Genomic DNA, 3,777 nt, shown 5'->3' on the forward strand with positions numbered 1-3,777 from the left:
GGCGAGGTGGGACCTGACGCGGGCCTGAGGATCCTGAGGCGGGCTGGAGCGGGGCCGCTGAAGAACGGGGCTGCTGAAGTTGTGAACCGCGACAGGCCGCCAGGGCCTGCGGCGAGGCATGGTCCGCCAGGGCCTGCGGCGAGGCATGGTCCGCCAGGGCCTGCGGTGAGGCATGGTCCGCCAGGGCCTGCGGTGAGGCATGGTCCGCCAGGGCCTGCGGTGAGGCATGGTGAAGTGAAGCAACAGGTGGTCGGCTCCCAGGTCGACGGCGGTGCCGACGTCGACGCTGGTACAGCTCCCGTGGACGCCGACGACGGTCTCTCCCCCGTAGTGGTCTTCGACCGCGCAAGCGTCGCCTACGGCCGGGTGCCCGTCCTCGAGGACGTGGACGGGGTGGTGGGCGCGGGGCACATGGTCGCCCTCATCGGCCCGAACGGGGGCGGCAAGTCGACCCTGATCAAGGCGATCCTCGGGCTCGTCCCGGTCGTCCGCGGCCGCATCCAGGTGCTCGGGCGGACACCGGTCCGGGCCCGTCAGGACGTCGCCTATGTCCCGCAGGCCGACACCCTGGATCCGGACTTCCCGGTCTCGGTCGGCCAGGTCGTGCTGATGGGCCGCTACCGCCAGATCGGCTGGGTACGCCGGCCGCGCCGGCCCGACCGGCTGATCGCCGCCGAGGCGCTGGCCGCGGTGGGGCTCGCCCACCGCGGTGGTGACCGTTTCGGCACCCTGTCCGGCGGCCAGCGGCAGCGGGTGCTGCTTGCCCGGGCGATGACCCAGCGGCCCAGGCTGCTGCTGCTGGACGAGCCGTTCAACGGGGTGGACACGCTCTCCCAGCAGGCGCTGCTGTCAGCGATCGACGGTCTGCGCGCGGCCGGCACCACCGTTGTCATCAGCACCCACGACCTGTCCCTGGCGCACCTGGCCTGCGACGACGTCTGCCTGGTCAACCGGCACCAGTTCGGTTTCGGCCCGACCGCGGCGACGCTCACCCCCGAGCGGCTGCGGGCGGCCTACGGCAGCGCCGCGCTCGAGCTGCGGGGCGAAGGTGTCATCGTTGCCCAGCCGTGAGCCACCCGTCCACGGGTCAGTACCTCGGATGCCTTCGGTATCACCCCAAATAGGGGTAAACCGGGTGGCTTACGTATCAGCCGGCATGAGCCGTACCTGGGCGGGCCACCCGTTCCCGAGCCGTCCGCCGGCGGGAGGGCCGCTGGCAAGAGGGCCGGCGGCGGCTGCACCGGCAGGCGGCGTCCCGGCAGGCGGCGTCCCGGCAGGGGATCCGCGGTGCTGAGCCGGTTGCTGCTGGATCCGTTCGCGCTGCCGTTCATGCGGCGGGCGCTGGTCGAGGTGCTGCTGCTCGGTGCGCTCGCGGGGGGCGTCGGGGTGTTCGTGGTGCTGCGCCGGCTGGCCTTTCTCGCGGACGCGCTCAGCCACGCCGTCTTCCCCGGGGTCGTCATCGGCTACCTGGTGTCGGGGCAGTCGGGGATCGTCCCGGGGGCACTGGTCTTCGCGGTCCTGGCGGTGGTGCTGTTCACCGTCGCCGCGGCCAGGGCGCGGGTGGGCCAGGACGCCGCGCTCGCGATCCTGCTGACCTCGTTCTTCGGGCTGGGGGTCGTGCTCGTGTCGCGGCAGCGGTCCTACACCGCCGACCTGACGACGTTCCTGTTCGGCCGGGTGCTCACCGTCGACTCCACCCAGATCACGCAGACGGCGGTGGTGGCCGTGGTGGTCGGCCTGGTGCTGTACGCGCTGCGCAAGGAACTGCTGCTGCGGACGTTCGACCAGCAGACCGCGCGGGCCATGGGCTACCGCGTGGTGCTGCTCGACCTCGTCCTGAACCTGATGATCGCTCTGGTCGTCGTCGCCGCGGTCAAGGCTGTCGGGACGATTCTGAGCATCGCGCTCCTGGTCGTTCCGGCGGCCGCCGCCCGGCTGCTCTCCGACCGGCTGCTGGTCGTGACCGGGCTCGCGGTCCTCTTCGGCGTGCTCGGCGGCTGGCTGGGGCTCGCGGCCAGCTACGAGGCGTCGATCAACCACGGGGTGCGGCTCGCCTCGGGCGCCACGATCGTGCTCGCGCTGGTCGTGTTCTACCTGCTCGCGCTGGGCGTCGGCCCGCTCGTCCGGCGCCGCTGGCGGCGGGGCGCGCGGCTGCCGGACGAGGTCGCGGACGTCGACGGGCTCCCGGCCGACCGGCCTGCCCGGCAGGCCCACGTGGGCGGAGGCGTCCGGTAGATGGCCGCCCTGGACCTGCTGTCGGATTCCTACACTCGCCGTGCCCTGGTCGAGGCGGTGCTCGTCGGCGCGCTGTGCGGCGCGGTCGGCGTGCACGTGGTGCTGCGGCGGCTGAGCTTCTTCACGATGGCCATGACGCACGCCACCTTCCCGGGGGTGGTGCTCGCGGCGATCCTGGGGATCAATCTCTACCTCGGGTCAGGGGTCTTCGGCTTCCTGGTGGTTCTTGCCGTGGCCGCGCTGTCCGCCCGCGGTGACAGCACGAGCGTCACCGGCGTCGTGCTGTCGGGCAGCTTCGCCCTCGGGGTGCTGCTGTTGTCGGCCCAGTCGGGGTTCACCAGGGACCTCACCGCCTATCTGGTCGGATCCATCCTCACCGTGCAGGCCGACGACCTGGTGACCTCCGGGATCGTCGCGGCCGTCGTGCTGGTGGTTCTCGCGCTGCTGTCCAAGGAGCTTGTCTTCGGGGCCTTCGACCGGGACGCGACCGTCGCGGCCGGCTATCCGGCCGGCCGGCTCGATGTCGTCCTCCTGCTGCTGGTCGAGGCGACGATCGTGACCTCGGTGCCGGCGGTGGGGACGATCCTGTCGGTCGCGCTGATCGTGGCGCCGGCGGCGACGGCCAGGCTGTGGTGCGACACCGTGCGGGGCATGACCGTGCTCTCGGTCTCCCTCGGGGCCGCCAGCGGCGTTATCGGCCTGGCGGTCAGCCGGCAGTGGTCCGTGGCGGCCGGTGGCGCGATCGTGCTCACCGCATCGGGGGTCTTCGCGTTGTCGGCGCTGCTCGCGCCCGCCGTCGGGACGCCGTCCCGCCGCCGCCGGCGGGCCCGAGGGGGGACCCGGCCGGCCGGGGGCGCCGCGGGCGAGGCGAGCCCGCTGCCCGGGCCCGGTGGCGCGCCCGCGCACGGCGGTACGCCGGGCCCGTTGGCCAGCGGCGGGATCAGCGGTTGACGATCAGCAGTTGACGAACTCCGGCTGCTGGTTGAGTACCTGGCTCTCGTTGGAGATGAATCGTCGGTGCTGCTCCCCACCGACCGCCTCCGGCCGGAACGCGGCCAGGCGGTGACAGTTCTGGAAGGCGAGGGCCACGCCGAAGCGCTTCTCCAGCGCGGCCCGGATGGCGGTGCTCGCCATCGCCCGCAGCAGCTGCCCCTGCGCCGCGTCGTCCGGCGGTGGGACGAGGTTGTCCGCGAAGTCGCGATCGCTGCCGGGCAGCCTGCCCGCGAGCCGTTCGACGAGCTCGTAGGCGTACGGCAGCGAGTCGCGCACGCAGGCGAGGAAGGCGTCGTCCGGGACGTGGCCGCGTTCGGCCTGGGCGAGCAGGTCGGGGGAGACGGTCAGGGACACGGAACCTCCTGGGCGCTCGGGGTGGTTCATCCGAGCGGAACTGTCCCCGATCTGGAAACCGTTGTCAATACGGATTGCATCGAGGCGGTCGCGGGCTGGCCGTCCCGGCGCCCGTCTCGATGCCAGGATGCAGGGCCGTCGTGCGCGTGAGGGTGCCGCGCGGGCGCCGGGGATGCCGCGCGGGCGTCGGGGATG

4 protein-coding genes are annotated in these 3,777 nt (G+C 72.9%); 3 read left to right on the forward strand and 1 reads right to left on the reverse strand.

The genetic code is table 11. The features are described from left to right. Positions 1-234 precede the first annotated feature (234 nt). From AC5LSR_RS02190 to AC5LSR_RS02200, 3 genes are all read left to right on the forward strand, one after another. Entirely contained in the window at positions 235-1,071 is an 837-nt protein-coding gene (locus AC5LSR_RS02190) for a metal ABC transporter ATP-binding protein (RefSeq protein WP_250287252.1), read from the forward strand. A gap of 216 nt (positions 1,072-1,287) precedes the next feature. Further along, positions 1,288-2,235: a metal ABC transporter permease gene (locus AC5LSR_RS02195; RefSeq protein ID WP_250287251.1), complete on the forward strand. Its 948-nt coding sequence runs from the start codon at positions 1,288-1,290 to the stop codon at positions 2,233-2,235. Continuing rightward, positions 2,236-3,186 carry a metal ABC transporter permease gene (locus tag AC5LSR_RS02200; RefSeq protein ID WP_493464408.1) on the forward strand — a complete coding sequence of 317 codons (951 nt, stop codon included), beginning with the start codon at positions 2,236-2,238 and terminating at the stop codon, positions 3,184-3,186. Between the two features lie 3 nt (positions 3,187-3,189). Here the strand turns inward: AC5LSR_RS02200 and AC5LSR_RS02205 are convergent, their stop codons facing one another. Continuing rightward, positions 3,190-3,582: an SCO5389 family protein gene (locus AC5LSR_RS02205; RefSeq protein WP_250286891.1), complete on the reverse strand. Its 393-nt coding sequence runs from the start codon at positions 3,580-3,582 to the stop codon at positions 3,190-3,192. Positions 3,583-3,777: the final 195 nt, after the last annotated feature.

The sequence above is a fragment of the Protofrankia sp. CiP1_Cm_nod4 genome, assembly GCF_982290645.1.